Consider the following 25256-nt stretch of genomic DNA (forward strand, 5'->3'; position numbering starts at 1 on the left):
TCGCCTGTCATTTCAGCGGCAGGATCGCGGCAATGATGTGGTCGGCGGCTTCTTCAATCGTCATCTCCACCGTGTTTACGCGGATTTCCGGGTTCTCTGGCTCTTCATAGGGGCTGTCGATCCCGGTGAAGTTCTTAAGCTCTCCATCGCGCGCCTTTTTGTAAAGGCCCTTCACATCGCGTTGTTCGGCGACTTCCAATGGCGTGTCTACGAAGATCTCGATGAACTCACCTTCCGGCATCATTTCGCGCACCATTTGGCGCTCAGCCCGGAATGGCGAGATAAACGCGGTCATCACGATCAGCCCGGCATCCGTCATCAGCTTCGCCACCTCGCCAATGCGGCGAATGTTCTCAATCCGGTCTGCCTCGGTAAAGCCCAGATCCTTGTTCAGCCCGTGGCGCACATTGTCCCCGTCGAGCAGGAAGGTGTGGCGGTTCATCAGCGCGAGGCGCTTCTCCACTTCATTAGCGATGGTCGATTTGCCCGAGCCAGAAAGCCCGGTGAACCACAGCACGCGCGGGCGCTGGTTCTTCAGGCCAGAATGATCATCGCGGGTAATCGTGGTCGGTTGCCAATGCACGTTTTGCGCGCGTCGCAGGCTGAAATGCAGCATCCCGGCGCCCACAGTCGCATTGGTGAACTTGTCGATCAGGATGAACCCGCCAAGCGCGCGGCTGGTTTCATAGGATTCGAATGTGATCGGCCGATCCGTGCGCAGCTCCGCCACGCCGATGCCGTTGAGCTCCAGCGTTTTTGCCGCCAGATGCTCAAACCGGTTGATGCAGATCTCATATTTCGGTTCAGCGATGGTCGCGCTGACCATCTGGCTGCCGATTTTGAGCCAATAGGCGCGGCCAGGTTTGAGCGCCGCCTCGTCCATCCACACGAGCGTGGTTTCAAACTGGTCTGAGGCTTCAGGTGGATTGTCCGCCGCCGCGATCACATCGCCTCGGCTGCAATCAACTTCATCCGCCAAAGTGATGGTGACCGATTGACCGGCGACGGCCTCATTCAGCTCTCCATCGAAGGTCAGGATAGATTTGACGGTGCTGGTCTTGCCCGCGGGAACAATGCGCACCTTATCGCCGGGTTTGATCGTGCCGCTCGCGATCAGGCCGGTAAACCCGCGAAAATCCAAGTTGGGCCGGTTCACCCATTGCACGGGCATGCGGAAACTGCGCTCCTGCGCGGCGGTGTTGGCCAGCTCAACCGTTTCCAGATGCTGGATTAGGGAGGGGCCGCCATACCACGGCGTGTTAGCTGAAGGGGCGCCATCGGCTCTTGGGGTGATGTTGTCGCCCTTAAAGCCGGAGATCGGGATCGCGGTGAAGCCTTCTATGCCGATCTGCCCGGCAAACTGGCTGTAATCGGCCAGGATTTCCTCAAATCGGGCCTGATCGTAATCGACCAGATCCATCTTATTCACTGCCAGCACCAAATGCTTGATGCCCAGCAGGTGGACGAGGAAGGAATGCCGCCGCGTTTGTTCAAGCACACCTTTGCGCGCATCCACCAGGATCACCGCCAGATCGGCGGTTGAGGCCCCGGTGACCATATTGCGGGTGTATTGCTCGTGCCCCGGTGTGTCGGCGACGATGAATTTGCGTTTCTCGGTGGTGAAGAACCGGTAGGCAACATCGATGGTGATGCCCTGTTCGCGTTCCGCCGCTAGGCCATCGACCAACAGCGCAAAGTCAATCTCATCGCCTTGCGTGCCAACCTTTTTGCTGTCGCTTTCCAGCGCGGTCAGCTGATCTTCGAAGATCATCTTGGAGTCGTACAGCAGTCGCCCGATCAGGGTCGATTTGCCATCATCCACGCTGCCGCAGGTGATGAACCGCAGCAGGCTCTTATGCTGATGCTGGTCGAGATAGGCGTCGATATCCTCCGCGATCAGTGCATCGGTTTGGAAGCTGGAGTCCTGCGTGTTCATCAGAAATACCCCTCTTGCTTCTTGTCTTCCATCGATGCGGATTGCCCCTTGTCGATCGCGCGGCCTTGCCGTTCAGATCCGGTGGCGAGCAGCATTTCCTGAATGATCAGGTTCATATCGGTCGCATCGCTCTCCGTCGCGCCAGTCAGCGGATAGCATCCCAGCGTGCGGAAACGGACGGACCGCTCAACCGGCTCTTCGCCCGGCTCTAGGCGGAAACGGTCGTCATCCACGACCAGCAGCATCCCGTCACGCTCCACCGTGGGGCGCTTTTGGGACATATAAAGCGGCACGATATCGATCTTTTCCAGCGCGATGTATTGCCAGATGTCGAGCTCGGTCCAATTGCTGATCGGGAACACGCGAATGCTCTCATCATCGGCCTTTTTGGTGTTGTAGAGGTTCCACAGCTCGGGCCGCTGGTTTTTGGGGTCCCAGCGGTGCGATGCGGTGCGGAAAGAAAACACGCGCTCTTTCGCGCGGGCCTTTTCCTCATCGCGCCGCCCGCCGCCAAAGGCCGCGTCGAACCCGTGCTTGGTCAGTGCTGCCTTCAAGGGGTCGGTCAGCTGCGCCTGGGAATAGAGCGCGCTGCCGGTGTCGAACGGGTTGATGCCTTGTTCCTCGGCATGCTCGTTCTCAGCCACGATCAGGTCGAGATCATATTCCTTCACCGTCTTGTCACGGTGATCCAGCAGCGCCTGAAAGTCCCATCCAGACGCCACATGCAGCATCGGGAAGGGCGGCGGCGCTGGGTAGAACGCCTTTCGCGCAAGGTGCAGCATGACCGAGGAATCCTTGCCGACCGAATACAGCATAACCGGCTTTTCAGTCTCGGCCACGACTTCGCGGAAGATATGGATGCTTTCGGCTTCGAGCCGCTCAAGATGGGTAAGGCTTTTCATGGTTCTGGGCAGCTAATAGCTGAAAGCGCCGCATCAAACCTAGAAAAGCTATGGCGCGGGGAAATTTTGTTGTGCGCGCTGCGAGTTTTGTAACGGTCTGGGCCACCCGCTCCCTCCACCCTTCCACCCGGATCATACTCCGGTGTGACAATCCGGGTGGAAGGGTGGAGGGAGCGGGTGGCTTGGGAATGAGCGTGAACGAACAAAAAATCTGGAGCGGGTAAGGGGAATCGAACCCCTCTAGCTAGCTTGGAAGGCTAGAGCATTACCACTATGCTATACCCGCCCACGTTTTTGCCGTTGGGCGCAGCGCCATTGCCACGGTAGATGCGTGTCCGTCAAATAAAACCTAATCCACTGGCATATTGTCGATCAACCGCGTGCCGCCAATTCGCGCGGCCACCAGCAGGCGGGCGGGCCCGCTGTCTAGGGCAGTGATCTCTGCCAACGTGCTCGCGTCCGCCAGCGACGCGTAATCCACGCTGGAGAAGCCGGCACCCAGCAGTGCGGATTTGAGCGCGCTGAGTGCCGCGTTAACAGGCGCGCCGCTCTCGATCTCTGCAATCGCTGTCTTCATTGCCGCAGGCAGGGTCGCGGCCGCTGCTCGGTCACTGGGTGAGAGATAGCGGTTGCGGCTGCTCATCGCGAGGCCATCTGCCTCTCGCACGGTTGGCACGCCGATGATCTGCTCTGCAGGCGGCTGGGTCAGATCAAGGTCGCGGGCCATGGTGCGGATCACCGCAAGTTGTTGAAAATCCTTCTCGCCGAAGAACGCCATATCGGGTTGGACTTGATTGAAGAGTTTGCACACGACCGTGGCGACCCCGTCAAAATGACCCGGCCTGTCCGCGCCGCAAAGGCCTTCGCTCACCCCGCGTACGGAAATACTGCTGGCAAAATTTCGCGGCCCGCCGGGATACATAGCCTCGACTGTTGGTGCCCACAGCAGTGACACCCCGACGCTTTCCAGCATGGCGGAATCCTCGGCCAATTGCCGGGGATAAGCGTCCAAGTCTTCACCTTCGCCAAATTGGGTCGGGTTGACGAAGATCGAGGCTACCACATGGTCGCATTGATCACGCGCAGCCCGCATCAAAGTGAGATGCCCCTCGTGCAGCGCGCCCATGGTCGGGACCAGGCCAATGCTGGCGGGTGCGCTGATGCTACCCTCTGCCACCGGTTCCCGGCGCAGCGCCGCGATGGATTTTCTCAACATCTCGAGTGTGCTTACGGTTTGCAGTGGTTTGCCCTTTCGGTATGCGCTGTAACTCATCTTTAGCCGCGCTGGGCGAGCGGAGACAAGATCGCCCCGTTCGCACCGACGTTCGCAATGAAGGACACGGCCCATGGCCCAGAAAAGCGCGCACCGCATCGTCTTTGCGAATGAAAAAGGCGGTACGGGCAAATCCACTACCGCGGTGCATATTGCGGTTGCGCTGTCCTATCTGGGCGCGCGGGTGGTGGCGATTGACCTTGATCCGCGTCAGCGCACGATGGACCGCTATATGGAAAACCGCGCAGCCACCGCAGAGCGGCGCGGGATCAACCTGCCCACGCCCCAGTGCCAGGTTTTCAGAGGGCGCAGCGATTCCGCACTGCTGGTGGCGATAGATCGGTTGGAGAAGGACGCCGATTTCCTGATCATAGACAATCCTGGGCGTGACGATCCTTTGGCCCGTACGGCGGCGGAAAACGCCGACACTTTGGTCACACCTATGAATGACAGCTTCGTCGATTTCGATTTGATCGGCCAGGTTGATTCGGAGACCTTTAAGGTCAAGAAATTGTCCTTCTTCGCAGAGCTGATCTGGGAGGCTCGGGTGAAGCGCAGCCGTGCCACTCTGGCTGACAAGCGTCCTGAGATGGATTGGATCGTGGTGCGCAACCGGACCGGCCACGTTGAGGCGCGCAATATGGCCCGGATTGAGCAGGCGCTTAATGAAATGTCGAAGCGCGTCGGTTTTCGGGTCGCCCACGGTCTTTCCGAGCGGGTGATTTATCGGGAACTGTTTCCCTCCGGGCTCACTTTGCTTGATAAGGGGCACTTGGGTGAGCTGGGCACCAGCCATCTGATCGCGCGGCAAGAGCTGCGTTCGCTTTTAAAGGCCCTCAACCTGCCCGATTTTGAACGCGGGCAATCGCAGATGGAGCTCGCCTGAGCCATGCTAAAGATCGCGGTTATTCTTGTGCTGATATGCGTCCTGTTCCGCTGGGCGCTGGGCAAATGGCCGTGGGATATGGCGAAGGGCCCCTCAAGCAGGAACCAGGAGCTGACGAAGGCGCGGCAATTGCTGCGCGTACCTCAAGATGCAGATTACGCAGAGATTGCGGCGGCGCATAAGCGCCTGATTGCAGTCGTGCATCCCGATAAAGGCGGCTCGGCTGAGCAAGTGTATGAGGCGAATGCGGCGCGCGATCTGCTGTATGAAGAATTGCCCGGCCCCGCACCGGCGAAGGCGCGCGATGATGATGACAATGCAGGCGCTCCGCCTGAGTGATGCGGGCTATGATGGAGCCGCATATTAGGACGATAGGCTTTGGCGTGCGTCGCGGCCTTCGATTCAATCAACCACCCCAAACCCCATTCAGGATGATCTTATCATGAGCCACCAATTTCACTCCACGGTCCTGCGTGAATATGACATTCGCGGGGTCATTGGTGAGACGCTGGGCGCGGATGATGCGCGGGCCATCGGGCGCAGTTTTGGCACCATGCTGCGTGAGGCAGGTGGCAAGACGGTGGCGGTAGGCTACGATGGTAGGGTCAGCTCACCCATGCTCGAACACGCCCTTTCCGAAGGGCTCACAGCCAGCGGCTGCGACGTCGTAAAGATCGGGATGAGCGCCACCCCAATGCTTTACTATGCTGAGGCGTCATCCGAACAGATTGATGGCGGCATACAGATAACTGGCAGCCACAATCCCGCCAATTACAATGGCTTCAAAATGGTATTTCAAGGGCGTCCGTTCTTTGGAAAGGACATCCTGGCGATCGGCGAAATGGCCGCCGCTGGCCGGTGGGCCGACGGCAACGGGGAGGTCAGCGAGCGCGATATCCTGAGTGAGTATGTCGAGCGCTTGCTCAAGGCTCTCACCGGGATTGAGGGGGAAGCTCTCGCCGACCTCAAGGTCGGATGGGACGCTGGCAATGGCGCAGCTGGACCTGCTTTGGAGGCGTTGGCCGCGCGGCTGCCCGGGGAACATCATCTGCTGTTTACTGACGTTGATGGACATTTTCCCAATCATCACCCTGATCCGACTGTGGAAGCCAATCTGACTGATCTTCGCGCGCTGGTCGCGGAGAAGAACCTCGACTTTGGTGTGGCTTTCGATGGTGATGGGGATCGGATCGGCGCGATCGATGGTTCGGGCCGGGTGATTTGGGGCGATCAATTGCTGATGATCTATGCTGAGGATGTCCTCAAAACCCACCAAAACGCGACGATTATTGCCGATGTGAAGGCCAGCCGCGCTTTGTTTGATCACGTCGCGGAGCATGGCGGACAGCCGCTGATGTGGAAGACCGGGCACAGCTTGATTAAGTCCAAAATGAAGGAGACGGGCTCTCCCTTGGCCGGTGAAATGAGCGGCCATGTGTTCTTTGCTGACACATATTACGGCTTTGATGACGCTCTGTATGCTGGATTGCGGCTGATCGCGGCCTCTGCGCGACTCGGCAAATCGGTGACGGAGCTGCGCGGGGCGATGCCCGACATGCTGAATACGCCAGAGATGCGGTTCCAAGTCGATGAAGTGCGCAAATTTCCGGCTATGGCCGAAATCAGCGAGCGGATGACGACCAATCCTGGCCCCGGCGTCGAAGAGGTCAATGCGACCGACGGCGTGCGGGTGAACACCGCCGATGGCTGGTGGCTGCTGCGGGCTTCAAACACGCAGGACGTGCTGGTCGCGCGCGCAGAAAGCGATACCGCTGAAGGGCTGGAGCGCTTGATCGCACAAATTGACGAGCAATTGGCCCTGTCCGGCCTTGAGCGCGGCGAAAGCGTGGGGCACTAGAACTAAGAGCACACGAATTTGCATCCGAATAATCGCACAAGGACAAAGAGATGAAGCGTCCGTTTAAGCACATTGCTCTCTCACTCAGCGCGGCCGCCTTGGCGTTTTCCGCGCCGCTTGCGGCTCAGGATTCTGCCTCGTCAGAGCCGACGGCCGAAGAGCTGGAGCAGGTCATGGGCGCGCTAACGGGCATGTTCCAGGCAGAGCCGCTGACGGCGGAGCAAGAGGCGCGTCTGCCCGCGGCTGAGGCGATTGTTGCGACGATGATGCCGGAGGGTTTCTACGCCGAGCTCATGGGCGATATGATGGGCGATACCTTCACCCCGATTATGGCGATGTTTTCTGGTGAGACGGGTGCGCAAATGATGCTGTCCACTCGGCTGGCGACCGATCCGGCTAAAGTTGAGGCCTTGAGCGCCGAGGAACGCAGCGAGCTGGTGGCCTTGCTCGATCCTGGATTTGAGCAGCGCGGTGAGGCGATGGGCGGCGTGTTTGGCGAGATGATGACCGAGGTTGCCACCTTGATTGAGCCGGGCTTTCGCCAAGGCATGGCGCGCGCTTACGCAGTGCGCTTCACCGCAGAGCAACTGACCGATATCTCGGCCTTTTATGCAACACCAACTGGCGAGATTTATGCGCAGCAGACCATGGCATTGTTCACTGATCCGCAAGTGATGTCCGCTAGTATGGAGGCGATGCCGGCGATGATGGGACAGTTTGCCGACATGGAAACGCGCGTATCTGAAAAAATGGCGGAGCTGCCGGCGGAGCGCGCCTTTGAAGATTTGAGCGCGGATGAGCGTGCGCACATGGCACAATTGCTCGGCCTGTCCGAAGGGGAGCTAGCGGATATTGTTCAACCTCCAAGCGGAGGCGGCGGTTCACCGTTCTGATCTGCGCTTGCGAGAGGCTGCGCCGATCTCCATTGTGTGAGGCGTGACAGCCAGCGCGCCTTCCCCAAATCTTCCATCTGAGATCCAGGCGTGGTTCGATGCGCGCGGCTGGCGCGTGCGGCGGCATCAGCTCGACATGCTGGCTCAGGCCGAGGCGGGCAATCACGCGCTGCTGGTGGCGGATACTGGCGCGGGCAAGACGCTGGCCGGGTTTTTGCCGACATTGGCCGCCTTCGCGCCCTCGACCCTGCAAGGTGCAAAGCCGCCAGAGGGCCTGCACACGCTCTATGTTTCGCCGTTAAAGGCGCTGGCCCATGATGTGCAGCGTAATCTGCTGACCCCGGTGGAGGAGATTGGCCTTGATATTCAGATTGAGACGCGCAGCGGCGACACCTCCTCTGACAAGAAGAAGCGCCAGCGAACCAAGCCACCACATGTGATGCTGACCACGCCAGAGAGCCTATCTCTGCTGTTGTGCTATCCGGAAAGTCTGGAGCTGTTTCGCGGCTTAAAGCGGGTGGTGATTGACGAGGTCCATGCCTTCGCCACGGGCAAGCGCGGAGACCTGCTCGCATTGGCGCTCGCGCGGCTTCAGAAGCTTGCGCCCGATATGCAGCGGGTCGCTTTGTCAGCAACGCTCGCCAACCCGCTGGCCTTTCGCGAATGGCTGGCCCCGCAGGCCGATGATGGCACGGGCGAGATTGCGGCGGCGGAGCTGGTGCTGGGCGAGGATGGCGCACCGGCGGAGGTTGAGATCCTGCTGCCGATTGATGCGCGTGTGCCGTGGGGCGGGCATGCCGGGCGCTGGGCGGTGGATCAACTTTATGAGCAGATCAAAGCCAATAAGACGACGCTGGTCTTCACCAACACCCGCTTTCTGGCGGAGTTCATTTTCCAATGCCTGTGGGATGTGAACGAGGACAATCTGCCCATCGGCGTCCACCACGGCAGCCTGTCGAAAGAGGCGCGGCGCAAGGTCGAGGATGCGATGGCACAGGGGCGTCTGCGCGGCCTCGTATGCACCGCCAGCCTCGATCTGGGCGTCGACTGGGGCGATATTGACTGCGTGGTGCAAATGGGCGCGCCCAAGGGTAGCTCTCGTCTGCTGCAACGGATTGGCCGCGCCAATCACCGGCTGGATGCACCCAGCCGTGCGATCCTGGTCCCCGGTAATCGCTTTGAATTTCTGGAGGCGACCGCCGCCAAGGATGCGGTGGATGAGGGGCAGCGTGATGGCGAGGATTTTCGTAGCGGCGGCCTCGATGTGCTGGCTCAGCATGTGATGGCCTGCGCCTGTGCGGGCGATTTTTGCGAAGCCGAATTGCTGGCTGAGATTCGCAGTGGCCTGGCCTATGCCTGGGTCGACGAGGCTGCATTCCAGCGTGTGCTGAGCTTTGTCGAAAATGGCGGCTATGCGCTCAAAGCCTATGACAAGTTCAAGCGGATCACGCGCGATCGGCCGCTTGCGAAATTGCCCTTTGGCAAGGGCATATGGCGGCTCACCCATCCCAGCCACGCGCAGCGCCACCGGATGAACGCCGGGATCATTGTCGATAGTGAAATGCTGATGGTGCGGTTCAAGAATGGCCGCAAGCTGGGCAAAGTGGAGGAACGCTTCGCCGCTCAGCTCTCGCCCGGCGACACGTTCTTCTTTGCGGGCATCAGCCTGGAGGTGGAGAGCCTCAAGGATATGGATGTGATCGTCCGCGCGGCGAAAAAATCGGCGACCATCCCGAGCTATGGAGGGCTGCGCCTGCCGCTCACCACCCATTTGGCGAGCCGGGTGCAGCACATGCTGAGCGACCGGCTCAGCTGGGCGCGTTTTCCCGATGATGTGCGCGAATGGCTGGAGGTGCAGGATTGGCGCAGCGAAATGCCGGGGCCGGGCAAGCTGCTGGTCGAGAGCTTCCCCCACGCGAAGAAGCATTACAGCGTCTATTATACGTTTGAGGGATGGAACGCGAACCAGAGCCTGGGCATGTTGATCACGCGGCGGATGGAGGATCTGGGCCTCGCGCCGGGCGGATTTGTGGCGAATGATTATTCGCTCGGCGTGTGGGGATTAAAGCCGGTTGCGAACCCAGTGCCGCTGCTCTCGCCCGATATTTTGAATGATGAGTTCGTGGATTGGGTGCAGGAATCCCACCTGCTGCGCCGTGCCTTTCGCGAGGTTGCCGTGATCAGCGGGCTGGTGGAGCGGCAGCATCCCGGCAAGCGCAAGACCGGCAAACAGGTCACGTTCTCGACCGACCTCATTTACGATGTGCTGAAGAAATACGAGCCAGACCATGTGCTGCTGGAGGCGGCCTGGGCCGATGTCCGCGCGCGGATGACGGATGTCGGGCGTCTCGCTGATTTGCTGGAGCGCTCAGAACGAGAATTGGTGCATGTCGAGCTCGACCGGGTCAGCCCGCTGGCCGTGCCAGTGATGACGATGATCGGGCGCGAGGCTGTGCCGCAAGGCGCGGTGGATGATGAACTGCTGCTGGAGGCAGAGACGCTGGCAGGTGAAGCGATGCGGGTGGATGAGCCGCTGGAGGATTAGGGAGCGGCGGGGCAGGGGCAAAGGCGGACCGTCCGATAGCGACCCACAAGCAATCGTTGATGGTGGACTAGAACAAGCGCTCTAAAAGCAGATCTATTGTATCGTTTGCGTCCGACCATGGATATGCGCTGATAGTGATCTTGTTATGCGCAATGCCATGAAGCGCTCCCAGAATTAGGTCCGTATTTAGTTGGAGCGATTCCTCGGCAATACCGCCCGCAGCTAGGGCGATTGCCTGCGGAAATAGTTCAAAGTCAGCCAAAATCTCAGGGTTGTCGACGAACAGGCTGACGTCTGACTGAGTCACTCCGTCCGCCATAAATACGAGACGATAGTGTTCCGGGTTTGTCAGCCAGTATCCAACATAGAGCTTGCAAGCGAGCCGAAGCCGCTCTTTGGGATCAGTGACTGACTCCAATCTCGCTCTAATCTCACCAAACACCGCTCGGAACACGACCGTCCATAGCGTCTGGAGTATTGCGAGTTTGCTGTCGTAGTATTTGTAAAGCGTCATCGGAGAGCAGCCGACCTCGTTCGCCAATCGGCGGATCGAGACGTTGGCATAGCCTTCTTCCTGGAAAAGGCTCTCCGCGGTTTTCGCAATCAACTGCCGCGTCGCTTCGTTCTGGCCAGGCGTCTTGGACGGCCTTCCTCGTGGGCGGCGTTGGCTGCTCGGCAACTTAGTCATTGCCACGTTAGACCCCATTGACACGGCAAATGCAACTATATAATTATAACGCGTATAATTAAATATCGCCCGATATGTTTTCTGCTCTCACTTGGGTGCAGATGCCAACGACGAGGATGCCGAAATGACGAACCTACTACGAATTGTCCTGGCGCTGTGCGGGATCGGAATTGTCGCGCTTGGCCTGAACGTCAGTCTTGGCGGAATTGTGACGATGGGTTGGCAGGGTTCGACCGACTTCATCTCGGTCACGGACGCTGCTGCTTTTAGGGTTCAAGACAACCATGTTCGCTTTATCGCTGGCGTTTGGACCGGAGTGGGATTGCTGTTCCTTGCAGGATCGGTTGCACTTGAGCGAATGCGATCAGTGCTGCTCGCTTGCATCGCGATGATCGTAATCGGCGCTTTTGCTCGGCTTGGTTCAGGTGATTGGGATCTTGTCGCAAGCGCAGCGATCCTGCCCTCCTTGCTGGCTGAGCTACTCGTTTTCCCAGCGATTGGCCTTTGGATTGTGCGCAACGGGAGGACATCGAATGCTTGAAACTTTGCACATTCTCACAGTCATTTCGCTTGGCATTTTTTCTGGCGCGCAATTGGCCGAAGCTTGTATCCTAGTACCGTTCTGGCGCCGAATACCGGCAACTGAATTTTTTAGTCTGCATCACGCTATGGGACCGCATCTGTTTCGGTTCTTCGCACCGATCACCGCCGTTGCCGTACTGCTTGCGCTAGCATCTGCCTTAATCAGTAACAGTGATCCATGGCCAATCTCTGCAGGAGCGCTCTCGCTCATCGCGGTTGCGATGTTCTTCGCCTACTTTAAGGCCGCGAATGCCGCCTTCGCTGCACGTTCGATCACCGATGAGCGGCTACCTATCGAATTGATGCGCTGGGCCAGATGGCATCAGGCCCGAACTGTGATCGTCATAGGTGCTTTCGTCAGCAGCGTGCTCGCCTTGTAGCCGTTCGCTCGACTCCCAGTATCGACCTATGAGTTGAAGGTCCGCTCCCACCCCCATTCTCCGACGGAGTCCCAATGCTGCTCACCGCACAAAGTCCTTGTGCCTTTCATTGCCGACAAAGGCGAATTTGGTCGCACCGCTATCCTTGATGAGCGCAATCGTGCGCGAGGATTGATCTTCGTGGGCCAGTGAGGCCATGCGCGTGGATGAGACGCTGGAGGGGGATTAAGGGCTTAGCGGTTGCAGCCTCATTTCATGTGAGACTATGTCGAGGCGATGACTGAGACCGCACTTAGAACAGCTCGCCTCTTGCTGAGGCGATGGCGCCATGACGATGTCAACGCTTTCGCGGCCATGTGCAGCGACCCTGAAGTGATGCAATATATCGGGGCAGGAAACATGCGGAGCCATCAAGAGGTGGAAAAATCAGTCCAAGCCTTCGAACGAGAATGGGATGAAAAGGGCTTTGGCCTATTTGCAGTGGAGCTCTCGGAGACCAATTCCTTCATTGGCTTCACGGGCCTGTCACAACCCACATTTCTGCCTGAAATCATGCCGTCGGTCGAGATCGGTTGGCGGCTGGCGCGCGAACACTGGGGACAAGGATACGCAACTGAAGCGGCGCAGGCGGCGCTCCAATTCGGTTTTGAGCAGCTTGACTTGCCATCGGTCGTCTGCATCTTTCAGATCGAGAACAAGGGGTCGCACCGCGTTGCCAAAAAGCTCGGGATGCACTTTGATCGTCAAACCACTGATCCGTCCTGCGGCCGAGCTGGTCGAGGTATATCGAAAAACGCGCTAATTCGGCGATATGATGCGCTGCTGGATTAGGAAATAGGTAGAAGTTCACAAGTTGTTGGGAGGTGATCTGTCTCAGGTTTGTCGATCACAAGAGCGTTTTCCAGTCTGCGGTAACGAAAATTGCCATGGAATCTGAAGCAATCGCTCAAACGACCAGACCCTTGCACGATCCCAAGGACCTCCAGTACGCGGACATATGGCGTCTCAGCAGACGGCTCAAACACCAAGAGAACTCGCGCTTCTGTGCCTTCATTGTCGATCAATCTCTTACGCAGAGTTTCATCGCTGACTTGCACGCCATCTAGGAATAGCAATCCGCCAGAGTCGATTTCGAGATGTTGCCGAACCGGTAAGAGGACTTCTTGAGCGGACGTAATGAGCGGCGCCGGTAGGTGCACAAGTAGTGTATGGGTCCGTGTTTGACTCGCCAGTAAGATGCCAAGTAGCGCAAGCAACATCGCAACAACTGCCATTGGTCGTGTATCAATTCGGCTGATCGGCGTCCCATGGTCATAGCGCTTCGTTCGGCGGGAGCGCCGTCTTTGCTGTAATGTTTGCAATTGCTGCCCCCCAATGCCGCTCACCGCACAAAGTCCTTGTGCCTTTCATTGCCGACAAAGGCGAATTTGGTCGCACCGCTATCCTTGATAAGCGCAATCGTGCGTGAGGATTGATCATAGCTCGCATAGGCATCCGGATCGAAGCGCAGCTGCGGTTCCTCGGGCATAGTGTTCGCCAGCTCCAGCGATGCTCGCAGCCTCTTGCGGTCGACCGCCTGACCATTCCAGAACAATTGGTCCGATGCGTCGATATGGACGATGTTGATCCTGGGATCGGCGGTGCATTCCACACATGGCCCCGCTGGCAGATCGACCTCGGTGGTGTTGGTCTGAATGGGGATCGCCAGCATCAGCATGATGAGCAAGACCAAGAGCACATCGATGAAGGGAGTGACGTTCATCTCGCCCATGGTTTCCTTGCGGCTCGCAAATCCATTCGGGCGTCGCAGTGTCATAGGCATGGTCCAGTCTCCTTCGTGATGATGCTTGGTTGTGATGCGTGCGTTGCAGAGGGTGCTTTCCGGTAAATGTTGGCGTTATCTTTAAAACTATATATCATAACAATTAAGTTGCCAAATGCATACCTTATTTTGGGGAGTGGAGCGCGGATTTGAGTCTCCATACCTGTACGCCAGCACATTTTGGGATTGTCGCAACTGGCTCAGCGTGTGCCGCGCATTTTGGTATTTCTAGCCGCAAACTCAGGTCGCTGAAGGGCGGCGCGTGCGATATATTCGCCGCACCAGCCAAAGAAGCGCGGTCCAAGAGAAAAGGGCGGGTCCGCATATGCAGCCCGCCCTCTTCGAGTTTCTGTATGATCGTTTGACCGTTACTGAGATCCACCAACCGGCGGTCCGCCGGTGCCAAATGTGCGGTATTTCTCGTTGCCGACAAAACCGAATTTGGTGATCCCTGAACCTTTGATGATCTGCAGCACGCGAGCCGTCAGGTCATAGCCTGCAAGCGGTTCTGGTTCGAACTGCAATTCAGGCTCTACCGCAAAAGTCAGCGATTGCTGCAGATTGGATACCAATTCGCCTTGCGAGATCGGAATCGCATTCCAAAGAATTTCGCCGCCCTGGGTAAGGACCAGCTTGTTCTTCACCGGGTCGACCGGCGGCGGGGTATCGTTCTCAGAAGGTTGCGGCAGATCGATATCAACCGAGTGGGTCGCCACCGGAATGGTGATGATGAACATAATCAGCAGCACGAGCAAAACGTCGATAAGCGGCGTCATGTTCATTGCGATCATCGGTTCGCCGTCGTCTGCGCCTCCAGACAATGCCATAGGTTTTCTCCTAGTTCTTTCTGGTCAGCTTAGCCGTTTGGATCGACCGGGTTCGAGATGAAGCCGACCGTTGGGTAACCAGCAGCCTGCACGTTATAGATCGCCCCTGCGATACAGCGCCAAGGTGCATTCACGTCACCGCGAATGTGAACCTGCGGGATCTGATCCGGGTCTTCCATGATCGCTTCCACGCCGCCAGCGCGCTGGACGATGGCATCGAGGCGTTCAAACGCCCGGTCGTACAGCTCTTCTGAGGTCACTGGAGTGATGTTGTTGAAATAGACCCGGCACTCACCCTGACGGGCAGCGCCTTCAAATCCAGGCTCACCTGCACTGTTGCCAGCGCCATCGGTCGTGCTGACCGTCAGCAGCAGGTTTTCCACCTTGTCATCGGATTCGAGCGACTCGAAAACTGGAATTTCGAGTTTTTCGATCGTCTGAATCGCCACTGGAACCGCGATAAGGAAGATGATCAGAAGAACCAGCATCACGTCCACGAGGGGCGTGGTGTTGATCTCTGACATGGGGGTCTCACCCCCTCCCATCGAAATCGCCATTGTGTATTCCTATCCTAAACTTCGCCCGAAAATCCGGGCTGGTAATCGTATTGTGCCCTTAAGCAGAGCGGTTAGCGCGGGGCGGCCCATTGCTGGCGTATGGGCCAGTAGCAAGGCCGCCCGTCACGCAATACGATTAGGACCGGGCAGCGGCAGGCTTCGCAGCAGGCTTAGCCGCAGCAGCAGGCTTCTTAGCAGCCGGTGCGACACTTGGCTTAACCGCACCATCTGAGCTGATGTAGGCCAGAATGTCGGTTGAGAAGCTGTTGAGCAGCTCAGCAATGCGGCGGTTACGGCTCTGCAGCCAGTTAAACGCAAGCACGGCAGGCACAGCCACAAGCAGACCAATCGCGGTCATGATCAGGGCTTCACCAACCGGACCAGCAACCTTATCGATCGATGCCGAACCGGCGATGCCGATGTTGATCAGTGCGCGGTAAATACCGATCACCGTACCAAGCAGACCGATGAATGGTGCGGTTGCACCAACGGATGCGAGGAATGGCAGGCCGCCAGCAAGCTTCGAGTTGATCGAATCTTCCGAGCGCTGAAGCGAACCGTGCATGTAATCATGCGCTTCAAGGCTGTCGGTCATTTTGGCGTGCTTTTCTTCAGCGGTGATCGCATCATCTGCAACCTGGCGCCATGCACTGTTCTTCTCAAGCTTAGTCGCGCCTTCTTTCAGCGAGTTGGTGCGCCAGAAGTTTTGCAGGCCTTTGGCTTGCTTCATCACCTTGTTCTGCTCCAGCAGCTTGGTGATGAGGATGTAAAATGAGCCAACGCTCATGATGATCATGACAGTCAGAATGAACCAAGCGACAGGGCCGCCTTCTTCCATGGCTTTGACAAAGCCAAACTGGTTTTCCGGAGCTGCTTCAGCGGCGCCAGCAAGAAGTTGAATAATCATTGCGAAAAGTCCTCTTTAAAAGTCCCCGAACCATGTCGATGCGTCGATCATGGCCGAATTATAAATCTTAGTTCAAACGGTAGGTAATCCGTGTCGAATAGCGGCCCGAAGTCGGATTGCCAGCAGCATCAAGTGCCGGATTGAAGCGCGCATAGCGCTCCATTCCGCGGCAGGCAGCCTGATCAAGCACGCTCGATCCGCTGGAAGCCGTTACAGAGCATCCGGTCGCCCGGCCCTTATCCGTAACAGTAACGCTCACACCAACAGTTCCCTCAACTTCCTCACGCAAAGCACGTGAAGGGTAGTTCTCCTGGATCCGCCGTGCCCAGCGTCCTTCGTTCCGGGTTGTAGCTCCGCGCGCCTGTGAGGGCGGCGGTGGCGGCGCTGGAGGCGCAACCGGTGCTGGCGGCGGAATTACACGCGCAGGCGGTGCTGGCGGCGGAATAGTCTGCTGCGTTTGAACGTCCGGCGGCGATGTTGCCACACTGATTGGTGGTGGCGGTGCTACCGGTGGAGGAGGCGCAACATCCTGAGGCTCAGGGGGTGGCGGCTCGTCTTCTGGTTCTGGGGGTGGTGGTTCCTCAATGTCGATTGTGGTCACACGCTCGACTACGTTCTTGACCGCCGAAATGGCCAAGCCCGTTACCAGCATGTAGCCGACAGCCACATGAATTATCGCCACGATGATCAGAGCAATAATCCTGTTATTGCTCATCTGTTGGTCAGCGTAGGCCATCCAGTTGCTTTCTCTCCGTCATTTCAACCGGCAAAAACCGGTCCGCTCCTCATGCGCAGTCTGCACTGCGAATGAAACTCGTTATCTCATGTCATCCCAAATTGGGAACAGGTTTTTTCACCTGACTGGCTGTCAATGTGAATTCTCCCGCACATTACAGTCATGACCAAAAGCGACTATGTCCCCATCCTCGCTTCGGGTAATCGCAGGCTTTAACGGTCATGCGTTGGGCAATCAAACCCTTTATCCATTCAGGGCCGATTCAGTGTCTCAAGGGTGGAACAGTTGAGCGCAAGTGGCTCGCGATTTAACGCGTTTTAGGTATACGGATTGAGCAAATGTTTAACCAATTTTTAACAAACAAAATCAGTGCTCTGGCGCTTTCCTTGGGTCTTTTAATAAACCCCCTTCCGGCGTTGGCGCAAGAAGCTGTCGCACCGCAAAGCGAAATTGCAACTTTTGCTGACCTAACCACGCTTGCAGACCGGTCTGACCTGGTCATTCGCGCAAAGATTCGCCGTCAAATCACTGTTGATAAGGAGCGCGCGCCTGATCTCGAGTCTGGATTCGCGCGCCTTTATATCGAGGCGGATACAATGGCTTTGCTGTCTGGCCGCACTTCGATCGGCGAATCGCTTAATTATCTGGTGGATGTACCGCTCACCGCGAAAGGTAAGCCGCCAAAACTAAAAAAGCGCGAGATGCTGCTGTTTGCTCGCGGAGTGCCCGGGCGGCCCGGCACGGTGCAATTGGTGGGTGAGGGTGCGCAGCTCGATTACACTCCTGCATTGGAGGCGCGCCTGCGCCCCATCCTCACGCAATTGGTGGCGGCCGATGCACCCGCAACCGTCACCGGCGTGCGCGATGCTTTGGCGGTGGCTGGCAATCTTGTGGGCGAATCGGAAACGCAGATATTCCTGGAGACCACTGATCGCTCGCCGGTCTCACTCACCGTTCTGCGCCGTCCGGGCCAGACTCCGGTCTGGGGTGTGTCCTGGGGTGAGATTATCGATTCGTCGGCGCGCGCGCCTCAGCCAAACACACTTCGCTGGTACCGGCTCGCCTGCGCTTTGCCGCGTGAACTGCCAAGCTCGGCCAATCTGTCGCGCGATCCCACCGCCCGGCGGCTGGCAGCGGCGGATTATGGTTTCGTCCTATCACAGCTCGGGCCGTGCAACCGGGAAATCACGACCAGCTAAAGTCTAGGCTGACACTGCCCAAGACAAACTGCTTTCAGCTTGCGTTTCGCGGCCGCTACGGCAATGCGCGACGCAAATGCTCACACGAAGGGTTCGGTGAGCGCGCGAATTTTGAAGGGAAGCGTTGAGCATGGCGCAGACACAGCAGCCATTACGCATTGCAATTGCCGGTTTGGGCACAGTGGGCGCGGGCGTGATTCGCTTGCTTGAAACCAATCGCGATCTGATCGCAGCGCGAGCGGGACGCGGTATTGAAGTGGCCAGCGTGAGCGCGAGGGACCGGCACAAGGACCGCGGCATTGATATGTCGCCCTACAGCTGGACCGATGACATGATGGCGATGAGCAGTGCCTCTGACGTCGACGTGGTGGTCGAATTGATCGGCGGTTCGGATGGTCCAGCCTTGGCGCTCGCCAAATCCGCTCTCGAAGGCGGCAAGCATTTTGTCACTGCGAACAAGGCTATGATCGCGCATCACGGCATGGCACTCGCCAATTTGGCCGATGGCAATGCGGCTGCGCTCAAGTTTGAAGCAGCGGTCGCGGGCGGCATCCCAGTGGTGAAGGGCCTGCGCGAAGGCGCGGCGGCCAATGCCATCACCCGGATTTACGGCATTCTTAACGGCACCTGCAATTACATCCTGTCGGAGATGGAGCAGACCGGCGCCGATTTTGGCGAGACCTTGGCCGAGGCGCAAAAGCTTGGTTATGCTGAGGCCGACCCGACCTTTGACATTGAAGGTGTCGACGCGGCGCACAAGCTTGCGATCCTGGCGGGCATTGGCTTTGGCGCAGAGGTTGATTTTGGCGCTGTGCGGACCACCGGCATCACTCAGGTGCGCAGCGCCGACATCGCTCAGGCCGATGCGCTTGGTTATGTCATCCGTTTGATCGCGCAGGCCGATGTGGATGGCGGCGAGGTGGATGCGCCGCATTTGCTCCAGCGGGTACGACCCTGTCTGGTGCCGAAGGATCACCCGCTCGCACCGGTCGATGGGCCGACCAATGCCGTGGTCGCGGAGGGTAATTTTTCGGGCCGGCTGCTGTTCCAGGGCGCAGGTGCGGGCGACGGCCCAACCGCGAGTGCGGTGGTGGCCGACCTTATCGATATTGCGCGCGGGGACACTGGCGCGCCGTTCTCTGTTCCTGCCGGTCAGCTCAAAAAGCTGGCGCCTGCGGAGCCGGGCCACCGGATGGAGCGGACCTATTTGCGCTTCAGCGTGGCCGACCGCCCCGGCGTGCTGGCAGAGATCACGGCGGCGATGCGCGACGGCGCTGTTTCAATTGAGAGCCTCATTCAAAAGGGACGTCCTTCACAGGGCGACGATGTGCTGGTCGCGATGGTCACGCATGAGGGGCAGGAGCGCTGCGTTCACAAAGCGCTCGATCTGCTCGAAGGGTCAGACAGCCTTACGGCCCCGCCATTGGTGATGCCGATCCTGAAGAGTTGATTTTGAGGTTTTGGGTTCCGCGCACCATCCGGTGCGCGATGTCCTCGCTCACGCGATCAGGATCGCATCGCTGCGGGCGGCCATGCGGCCTTGCGGTTGGCTAACGCCACCCGAGCTCTGCGGCTAATCCGCTGGCTGGGATTGGTTCGACGCCGGAGGCGTCGCAAGTGCGAATGCGCGCCCGAGCTTATGCGAGGAAAGCCAAGGCGGACGGATGTCCGCCGCCCGGCGTTTGAGGGTCAAAACAAAAACCCCTATTCAGGCTCATCCAGGCTGGAGCTGGGAACGCCCAGCGCCGCACGCCGGGCCTTCTCTTCTTCCTCGGTCAGTTCGCGGTCGCCCAGCGGTGGTAGGCCGCGCGCAATCCGGTCTGCATCCGATCCTTCGGGAGCCTCAGGCAGGGCCTCAACATCGATGAGTAGCGCGGCCTCTGGCGGGCATGGCGGGATCAGGCATAGTCCGCCGACCGTCGCTGGTCCGCGAAATATTCCCGCCCCCGCAACATCAGGCGGCGGCAGGGTGCCTGCGTTCTGCGTCTCTTGCGCATAGCGTCGCTGCGCATCCTCGCGGCTGCCGCTGTAATAGTTGGAATTGTCCTCGCCGATCTGGCGGCAGACGATGATATCGCCAGAAATGCTGGCAGCATCGGCCTCTTCCTCGCAGGCGCGCACATTGCTCTGATTCACTTCGCCGCGCGGCACGGTAACGGTGAGGTCGATCCGAAACGGCTCATCCTCGCCTTGCGGCTCCTCATCTGCCTGTTCGGTTTGAGAAACCTCCGGATCGGACACGGAGCTGTCATCTTGGGCATGCACGGGAGAACTGAAGAAAAACACAGCAGCAGCAGCAGGAGAAATTGCCAAGAGAGGCGGGCAATTGCGCACAACCTTTGCCGGTTCGCTCGACCTGCTGCTCGACAAGGCTTGCTCCTATTGTCTAAGCGCTTGACCCAAGGCCAAAGCGCTCCACCTGCTTGGCGGTCACACACCCTGTAAGGAATGAATTCGTCATGAACACCCCCGTTGAAACAGATATGCTCGTCAGCAAAGATGAGGGTCAGGAAAACGCACTCGACCGGGTGTTGGTGCTGGAAATGGTGCGCGTGACAGAGGCGGCGGCTGTGGCCGCTGCGCAATTGGTTGGCCGTGGCGATGAGAAAGCCGCCGATGCCGCCGCGGTGGAGGCCATGCGGCGCGCGTTCGACACGCTTTACATGGACGGCACCGTCGTGATCGGTGAGGGCGAGCGTGACGAAGCCCCGATGCTCTATATTGGCGAGAAGGTGGGCGGCGCGCCGGGTAAGGGGCCGAAGATCGACATCGCGCTCGATCCGCTGGAAGGCACCACCATCACCGCCAAGGCTGGTCCCAATGCGCTGGCTGTTTTGGCAGCTGCAGAAGAAGGCTGCCTGCTCAATGCGCCTGACACCTATATGGACAAGATCGCGGTTGGTCCGGGCTATCCCGAAGGCGTGATTGATCTGGCCAAATCACCGACCGAGAATGTGAAAGCGGTCGCGGCGGCCAAAGGGGTGGCTCCGGGCGACATCATTATCTGTGTGCTCGACCGGCCGCGCCATGCGGATATGATTGCAGAGCTGCGCGCGCTCGGATGCGGTGTCGTGCTGATCGGCGATGGCGACGTTGCTGGCGTGATCGCGGTGACGGATGAGGAAACCAATATCGACATGTATATGGGCCAAGGCGGCGCGCCAGAGGGCGTGCTTGCTGCTGCCGCATTGCGCTGTGTCGGCGGCCAATTCAACGGCCGTCTGGTGTTCCGCAATGAGGATGAAAGGGCCCGCGCCCGCAAATGGGGCATTACCGAGTTTGACCGCATTTATAAGCTGGAAGAATTAGCGAGCGGCGATTGTATCTTTGCCGCAACCGGCGTCACGCAAGGCTCGCTGCTCGACGGAGTAAAGCGCCGCCGCAAGCCAACCGGTGAGACGATTATGACCACTGACAGCGTCGTGATGCGCGCCTCATCAGGCACTGTGCGCTGGATCCGGGGCGAGCATAAGGTTTGATGGGGGGCTGAGAGATCAAGATGAGGGCACTCAAACTCTCTTTAGTCTTGAGTGTTTCAATTTGCCTCCTGATGGCGCTCTGGTCGAATGCGAACCCGATCGAGATCTATGTTGTCTCGCTGATCAAGCTTTTCGATGATCCGAGGATCGAGCTCTTATTGTTCAATCTCCTGCTGTGGTCGCCCTTGCTTTGTCTGATCGTGATGCTGCTTGTGAAACTTCGAGCAGACAGCGTCCCCAAGTGAGGTTGCCCTTATTCAAAACAAAAAAGGGCGCCCGATATGGACGCCCTTTCTGATTCGTGCAGCGTTGGCGATCACATCAGCTGAGGCCATGCCACCAGCGGGTTGATGTGCTGTCCATCGCGGATGGTCTCGATATGAACGTGCGGTCCTGTGCTCTTTCCGGTGTTGCCAACCGTCGCAATCTTCTCGCCTTTTACCACGGTCTGGCCGGGCGTGACCGTGAACCCGTCCAAATGTGCAAACAGGGTCAGCAGGCCATCCTGCGAGCGGTGCAGCACAACGATGCCATATGCCGGTTTGTCGTCATATAGATCTGTCGCCACGACGATTGTCCCGCTGGCAGGTGCATGGATCGGAGTGCCAATCGGCGCCCCGATATCAATGCCCTTGTGCTGGCGGGTCTGACCCTTGTTGAAGGGATCCGGTGCCGGACCAAACTTTGAAGTGATTTTCCCGGTAACTATGCTCGTCGAACTGGCCACGGACGCCGCCTGGCTGACCGCGACAGGGCTTGCGGCGCTGGTGCCTTCATCGGCCTCAGCGGTTGCCGCGACAGAGGCCCCTCCTATGCCGACAATGCCGATGGCCGCCGCGGATAGGAGCGCCCGTGGGAGCCCGTGCTTGAAACTTGCCGGGGTTCCGGCCATTATTTGGGTAATTCTCATCTTTTCGTTCCTTAGACGCTGGGTTGAGAAGGTGGGGGCCGGGTATTGCCGTACCCGGCCCGCCATTATGTGAAGCGCCTTGAGCAGCATGGCTGCATAGGCGCTCCGCATGTGTGGAGATCGTCCCGCCACCGCCGCCTGATCGCATTGAATCTCTGTGCAGAGACTCCACCGCGCGAACAGGAAATGCGAAAACGGACTGATCCAAGTCAGTGCAACAATCACGCGGAGCGCGAGGCCCAGCTGATCGTCATGGCGATTGAGGTGCTCTCGCTCGTGGCGGATCACCATTTCGAGGGCTTCATCAGATAGTGCCGCAAGGAAGCCTGCGGGGATCACAATCCGGCCTGGCCCAGCTCTGCCGATTGATGCCAGCGCGAATGGCGCGGCCGCCTCGTCTGATATCCAATATAGCGCGCCGGAAGGGCTGGTCCGCCGAACGGCCCGCCGCACTATGGATACCGCTCTGCAGCGTCCGACTGCCAGCCGCAGCAACAGCAATCCCGCTCCGCCAACATAAAGCGCCAGCCCGATCGCAGCGAATGGAAGCGCAGTCTCGCCGCCAATGCTTGGTAGAGTGACGGCCGAGGTCTCGGCGAGCAATGGGGCTGTGCCAGAGTACACCTGAAGCAGCTCCGGCGCGGCGGCGAGCGGGGCGAAATTATTGGACAGATCAGGCAGAAGCCAACCCAGCACTGGGACGGCAAGGCTCGTGGCCAGACAGGTCGCCCACAGGGAGGGCCAGTGCCGCAATCGCGAATCGCAAAGCCCCAAGATCAGCGCGAGCCCAGCCATCAGGCCGCCCGTCACCAGAAATGATGCCAGATAGACACCAGCACCGGTCATGCTCCGGCTCCATCATCGCCAGCGTTCTTGGTGCGATCCGCCTGCGTCTCGCCAAGCAATTGTTCGAGCTCGGCCAATTCACTGTCGTCGAGAATTGTGCTGTTCACCAGGCTGGAAACCGGCAAGGGACCATCGAGGCCCAAAACATCCGCTGCAAATGAGCGGATCATCGATGCCAAGGTCGGCACCTTCTTAGCCTTGGCCTTGTAGACATTAATGCCGTGCTGCTCGCTCATGGAAAGCAGGCCTTTGTCGACCATGCGCTCCACGGTTTTGCGCGTTGAAGACCGAGACCAATCGAGCTCGCCCGCCACCGCGCGGTGGATTTCGCCAACGCTTTGTGTGCCGAGCGACCACACATGCTTCAGGATCAAGAGTTCACTGGGGGAAGGTTTCATGTCGCCATATGGTGACAAATGTCACCGCCCGTCAATCATGATAAACTCGGCCTCTCTCCCGTCCGCCTCAACTCGGCTGATTTATTGGCGGATTGCCCAGACAACCCGCCCCTTGCAGCGATCAGCCCCCCAGGTCGGGCAGCTTTGCAAAGTCTGGAGCCTCCACGACAATCCGCGCCGACTTGGCCGCTTCGCCGCGCATGAAGGCGTGCATTGCCTCGCCAACTTGCGGTGAGGTCATGAACAGATTGTGGCCCGCGTTCTCGACCATGATCTGTTCGACATCGCTTAGGCCTGCGGTCGCCTCGGCGTGCCCTTCGGGATAGGTTCTGCCGTCCAAAGTTCCGGTCAGCATAAGCACCGGCGTATCGCCAAACGGGCCATCTCGGAAATTGGGACCCGCGTCGATCTCTGGCAGCTCGCCCAGGATCTGCGGCATGGGAAAGTTGAGATAGGCTCCGACGGGAGAGGCCGCGGCCTGCTGCTCAAATGCCTTTAGCCGGGCGGGCGTGATGCCTGATGCGCGGTCCATCGCCATCGACATGGCCGACAATGTAATCGGCTCATCCGGTGTCCAGAAACGTTGCAGCACAAAGGTGATCAGAGTCGGATCGCCCGCGTCGATCTGCCGATACATCATCAGCATCACAGCCGCGAATTGCGGATCAGAAATCAGGCCGCTCATAAATTGCTGCAAATGCCGCCTTTGCAGGAGCAGATCATAGGTCGTGCCATCACGCTTCGGCACGGTGACCGTCATCGGTTCGGCGTCGAGCTTGGCGTGAACGCGGCTGATCAGGCCCAATATATCGGGATAGAGCTGCGCTGCTTCAGGTTGCTGATCGACGGCGGCTTGCAAGCGCTCAAAATAGCCAAGCGTGCGTGCGGGCAGCTTCACCGTTTGATCAAGCCCTTCGGTTGCCGCCATGATCACGCGGTCCAGTTCGTCTGGAATTGCGGCAAGTGCCGCCAGCGCCAGATGGCTTCCATAGGAAATCGACCACAGCGAAATTTGATCCGCGCCAAGATGTTTGCGGAGGTCGGAAAGATCCTGCGCGCTCTCGGCGGTGCTGAAACCGCGTAGGTCAACGCTGGCTTCGCCCCAGCGCGCCGCGCATTCGCGCACCGCCAGCCGGTAACGCATGGCATGCTCCGCATCGCTGATCCGCTCCATTTCGCCGATCGTGACGCTTGAGGTGCAGCGCTCTGGCTGCTGAGATTGGCCGGTGCCGCGCTGGTCAAATGCAATCACATCGCCGTGCTGGCGCATCGCCATAAACAGCGGGAAACGCGGCCCTGTCGCGGTGCCAATTCCAGAGCCGCCGGGGCCACCGGACAGATAGACGATCGGGCTGCCGGGCGTGTCTGTTGTTGCTGGAAAGCGGACATAGGCGAGCTCTGTTGTGCCGCTGGCCAGATCGCTGCGGTTCATCGGCACGGTCAGCGTGCCTTGAAAGGCCTCCACGCTCTCGCCGTTGCGCGCCTCAAAAGTGATTGCTTCTTCATTGGGCGCGGCGAGCGCGGCGCTAGGTGCGAAAGTGAGGGCGGGGGCAGCCAGCACGAGGGCAAGGGCGCTGATTAGGTGCGGTTTTTTCATTGCGGCTCTTTCCGATTGTTGATCGTGGATTGAGC

General features: G+C 58.8%; 25 protein-coding genes and 1 tRNA gene. 11 read left to right on the forward strand and 15 right to left on the reverse strand.

Annotated features, from left to right (window positions below; translation table 11 throughout):
- Positions 1-7 precede the first annotated feature (7 nt).
- The 4 genes from cysN to panC all read right to left on the reverse strand — a co-directional run bounded on the left by cysN (position 8) and on the right by panC (position 4078).
- The gene (cysN, locus tag AC0V6Z_RS05290) at positions 8-1936 is read right to left on the reverse strand and encodes a sulfate adenylyltransferase subunit CysN (RefSeq protein WP_472640323.1); all 1929 of its coding nucleotides are present in this window, start codon (positions 1934-1936) and stop codon (positions 8-10) included.
- On the reverse strand, positions 1936-2838 hold the full coding sequence (gene cysD, locus AC0V6Z_RS05295; RefSeq protein ID WP_472640324.1) for a sulfate adenylyltransferase subunit CysD: 903 nt from the start codon (positions 2836-2838) through the stop codon (positions 1936-1938). Before cysD ends, cysN begins: the two co-directional genes overlap by 1 nt.
- A gap of 212 nt (positions 2839-3050) precedes the next feature.
- Positions 3051-3124 (reverse strand) — tRNA-Gly (locus tag AC0V6Z_RS05300).
- A 63-nt stretch (positions 3125-3187) separates the two neighbouring features.
- The gene (gene panC, locus AC0V6Z_RS05305) at positions 3188-4078 is read right to left on the reverse strand and encodes a pantoate--beta-alanine ligase (protein ID WP_472640853.1); all 891 of its coding nucleotides are present in this window, start codon (positions 4076-4078) and stop codon (positions 3188-3190) included.
- Positions 4079-4184: 106 nt separating this feature from the next.
- On the opposite strand from panC, the gene AC0V6Z_RS05310 reads away from it, so the two are divergent.
- The 5 genes from AC0V6Z_RS05310 to AC0V6Z_RS05330 all read left to right on the forward strand — a co-directional run bounded on the left by AC0V6Z_RS05310 (position 4185) and on the right by AC0V6Z_RS05330 (position 10293).
- On the forward strand, positions 4185-4997 hold the full coding sequence (locus tag AC0V6Z_RS05310) for a division plane positioning ATPase MipZ (protein WP_472640325.1): 813 nt from the start codon (positions 4185-4187) through the stop codon (positions 4995-4997).
- Positions 4998-5000: 3 nt separating this feature from the next.
- Positions 5001-5336, forward strand: coding sequence for a J domain-containing protein (locus AC0V6Z_RS05315; protein ID WP_472640326.1), 336 nt, complete (start codon positions 5001-5003; stop codon positions 5334-5336).
- 103 nt (positions 5337-5439) lie between these two features.
- Complete coding sequence (gene pgmG, locus AC0V6Z_RS05320; RefSeq protein ID WP_472640327.1) at positions 5440-6855, forward strand: phosphoglucomutase/phosphomannomutase PgmG; 1416 nt, start codon at positions 5440-5442, stop codon at positions 6853-6855.
- A 50-nt stretch (positions 6856-6905) separates the two neighbouring features.
- Entirely contained in the window at positions 6906-7748 is an 843-nt protein-coding gene (locus tag AC0V6Z_RS05325) for a DUF2059 domain-containing protein (RefSeq protein ID WP_472640328.1), read from the forward strand.
- A gap of 43 nt (positions 7749-7791) precedes the next feature.
- Entirely contained in the window at positions 7792-10293 is a 2502-nt protein-coding gene (locus AC0V6Z_RS05330; RefSeq protein WP_472640329.1) for a ligase-associated DNA damage response DEXH box helicase, read from the forward strand.
- 67 nt (positions 10294-10360) lie between these two features.
- On the opposite strand, the gene AC0V6Z_RS05335 is transcribed toward AC0V6Z_RS05330, so the two are convergent.
- Positions 10361-10981 carry a TetR/AcrR family transcriptional regulator gene (locus AC0V6Z_RS05335; protein WP_472640330.1) on the reverse strand — a complete coding sequence of 207 codons (621 nt, stop codon included), beginning with the start codon at positions 10979-10981 and terminating at the stop codon, positions 10361-10363.
- 124 nt (positions 10982-11105) lie between these two features.
- On the opposite strand from AC0V6Z_RS05335, the gene AC0V6Z_RS05340 reads away from it, so the two are divergent.
- The 3 genes from AC0V6Z_RS05340 to AC0V6Z_RS05350 all read left to right on the forward strand — a co-directional run bounded on the left by AC0V6Z_RS05340 (position 11106) and on the right by AC0V6Z_RS05350 (position 12774).
- On the forward strand, positions 11106-11522 hold the full coding sequence (locus AC0V6Z_RS05340; RefSeq protein ID WP_472640331.1) for a DUF4345 domain-containing protein: 417 nt from the start codon (positions 11106-11108) through the stop codon (positions 11520-11522).
- The gene (locus tag AC0V6Z_RS05345; protein ID WP_472640332.1) at positions 11515-11943 is read left to right on the forward strand and encodes a hypothetical protein; all 429 of its coding nucleotides are present in this window, start codon (positions 11515-11517) and stop codon (positions 11941-11943) included. The genes AC0V6Z_RS05340 and AC0V6Z_RS05345 overlap by 8 nt, the downstream gene beginning before the upstream one ends.
- 276 nt (positions 11944-12219) lie before the next feature.
- A complete protein-coding gene (locus AC0V6Z_RS05350; RefSeq protein WP_472640333.1) occupies positions 12220-12774 on the forward strand; it encodes a GNAT family N-acetyltransferase in 555 nt (184 codons plus the stop codon).
- On the opposite strand, the gene AC0V6Z_RS05355 is transcribed toward AC0V6Z_RS05350, so the two are convergent.
- From AC0V6Z_RS05355 to AC0V6Z_RS05380, 6 genes are all read right to left on the reverse strand, one after another.
- Positions 12771-13328, reverse strand: coding sequence for an ExbD/TolR family protein (locus AC0V6Z_RS05355; protein WP_472640334.1), 558 nt, complete (start codon positions 13326-13328; stop codon positions 12771-12773). The two genes, AC0V6Z_RS05350 and AC0V6Z_RS05355, sit on opposite strands and share 4 nt — an antisense overlap.
- The gene (locus tag AC0V6Z_RS05360) at positions 13325-13765 is read right to left on the reverse strand and encodes an ExbD/TolR family protein (protein WP_472640335.1); all 441 of its coding nucleotides are present in this window, start codon (positions 13763-13765) and stop codon (positions 13325-13327) included. The genes AC0V6Z_RS05355 and AC0V6Z_RS05360 overlap by 4 nt, the downstream gene beginning before the upstream one ends.
- A 368-nt stretch (positions 13766-14133) precedes the next feature.
- Positions 14134-14592, reverse strand: a complete 459-nt coding sequence (locus AC0V6Z_RS05365) for an ExbD/TolR family protein (RefSeq protein ID WP_472640336.1) — start codon at positions 14590-14592, stop codon at positions 14134-14136.
- A gap of 29 nt (positions 14593-14621) precedes the next feature.
- Positions 14622-15149, reverse strand: coding sequence for an ExbD/TolR family protein (locus AC0V6Z_RS05370; protein WP_472640337.1), 528 nt, complete (start codon positions 15147-15149; stop codon positions 14622-14624).
- Positions 15150-15285: 136 nt separating this feature from the next.
- A complete protein-coding gene (locus AC0V6Z_RS05375) occupies positions 15286-16056 on the reverse strand; it encodes a MotA/TolQ/ExbB proton channel family protein (RefSeq protein WP_472640338.1) in 771 nt (256 codons plus the stop codon).
- Positions 16057-16123: 67 nt separating this feature from the next.
- Positions 16124-16792, reverse strand: a complete 669-nt coding sequence (locus AC0V6Z_RS05380; protein WP_472640339.1) for an energy transducer TonB — start codon at positions 16790-16792, stop codon at positions 16124-16126.
- Positions 16793-17178: 386 nt separating this feature from the next.
- On the opposite strand from AC0V6Z_RS05380, the gene AC0V6Z_RS05385 reads away from it, so the two are divergent.
- Both AC0V6Z_RS05385 and AC0V6Z_RS05390 read left to right on the forward strand, forming a co-directional pair.
- Positions 17179-17991, forward strand: coding sequence for a hypothetical protein (locus AC0V6Z_RS05385; protein WP_472640340.1), 813 nt, complete (start codon positions 17179-17181; stop codon positions 17989-17991).
- A 130-nt stretch (positions 17992-18121) separates the two neighbouring features.
- Entirely contained in the window at positions 18122-19441 is a 1320-nt protein-coding gene (locus tag AC0V6Z_RS05390) for a homoserine dehydrogenase (RefSeq protein WP_472640341.1), read from the forward strand.
- 254 nt (positions 19442-19695) lie between these two features.
- Here the strand turns inward: AC0V6Z_RS05390 and AC0V6Z_RS05395 are convergent, their stop codons facing one another.
- The gene (locus AC0V6Z_RS05395; RefSeq protein ID WP_472640342.1) at positions 19696-20361 is read right to left on the reverse strand and encodes a hypothetical protein; all 666 of its coding nucleotides are present in this window, start codon (positions 20359-20361) and stop codon (positions 19696-19698) included.
- Between the two features lie 89 nt (positions 20362-20450).
- Between AC0V6Z_RS05395 and glpX the strand changes: the two genes are divergently transcribed.
- Positions 20451-21470 (forward strand): class II fructose-bisphosphatase, encoded by a 1020-nt coding sequence (gene glpX / locus AC0V6Z_RS05400; RefSeq protein WP_472640343.1) that lies wholly within the window; start codon positions 20451-20453, stop codon positions 21468-21470.
- Between the two features lie 316 nt (positions 21471-21786).
- Here glpX and AC0V6Z_RS05405 read toward each other — a convergent pair whose 3' ends face one another.
- The 3 genes from AC0V6Z_RS05405 to AC0V6Z_RS05415 all read right to left on the reverse strand — a co-directional run bounded on the left by AC0V6Z_RS05405 (position 21787) and on the right by AC0V6Z_RS05415 (position 25221).
- On the reverse strand, positions 21787-23226 hold the full coding sequence (locus AC0V6Z_RS05405) for a peptidoglycan DD-metalloendopeptidase family protein (RefSeq protein ID WP_472640344.1): 1440 nt from the start codon (positions 23224-23226) through the stop codon (positions 21787-21789).
- Positions 23223-23624, reverse strand: coding sequence for a BlaI/MecI/CopY family transcriptional regulator (locus tag AC0V6Z_RS05410; protein WP_472640345.1), 402 nt, complete (start codon positions 23622-23624; stop codon positions 23223-23225). Before AC0V6Z_RS05410 ends, AC0V6Z_RS05405 begins: the two co-directional genes overlap by 4 nt.
- Positions 23625-23745: 121 nt before the next feature.
- Entirely contained in the window at positions 23746-25221 is a 1476-nt protein-coding gene (locus tag AC0V6Z_RS05415) for an alpha/beta fold hydrolase (protein ID WP_472640346.1), read from the reverse strand.
- Positions 25222-25256: the final 35 nt, after the last annotated feature.

This window comes from Erythrobacter sp. SN6-5, assembly GCF_057364945.1.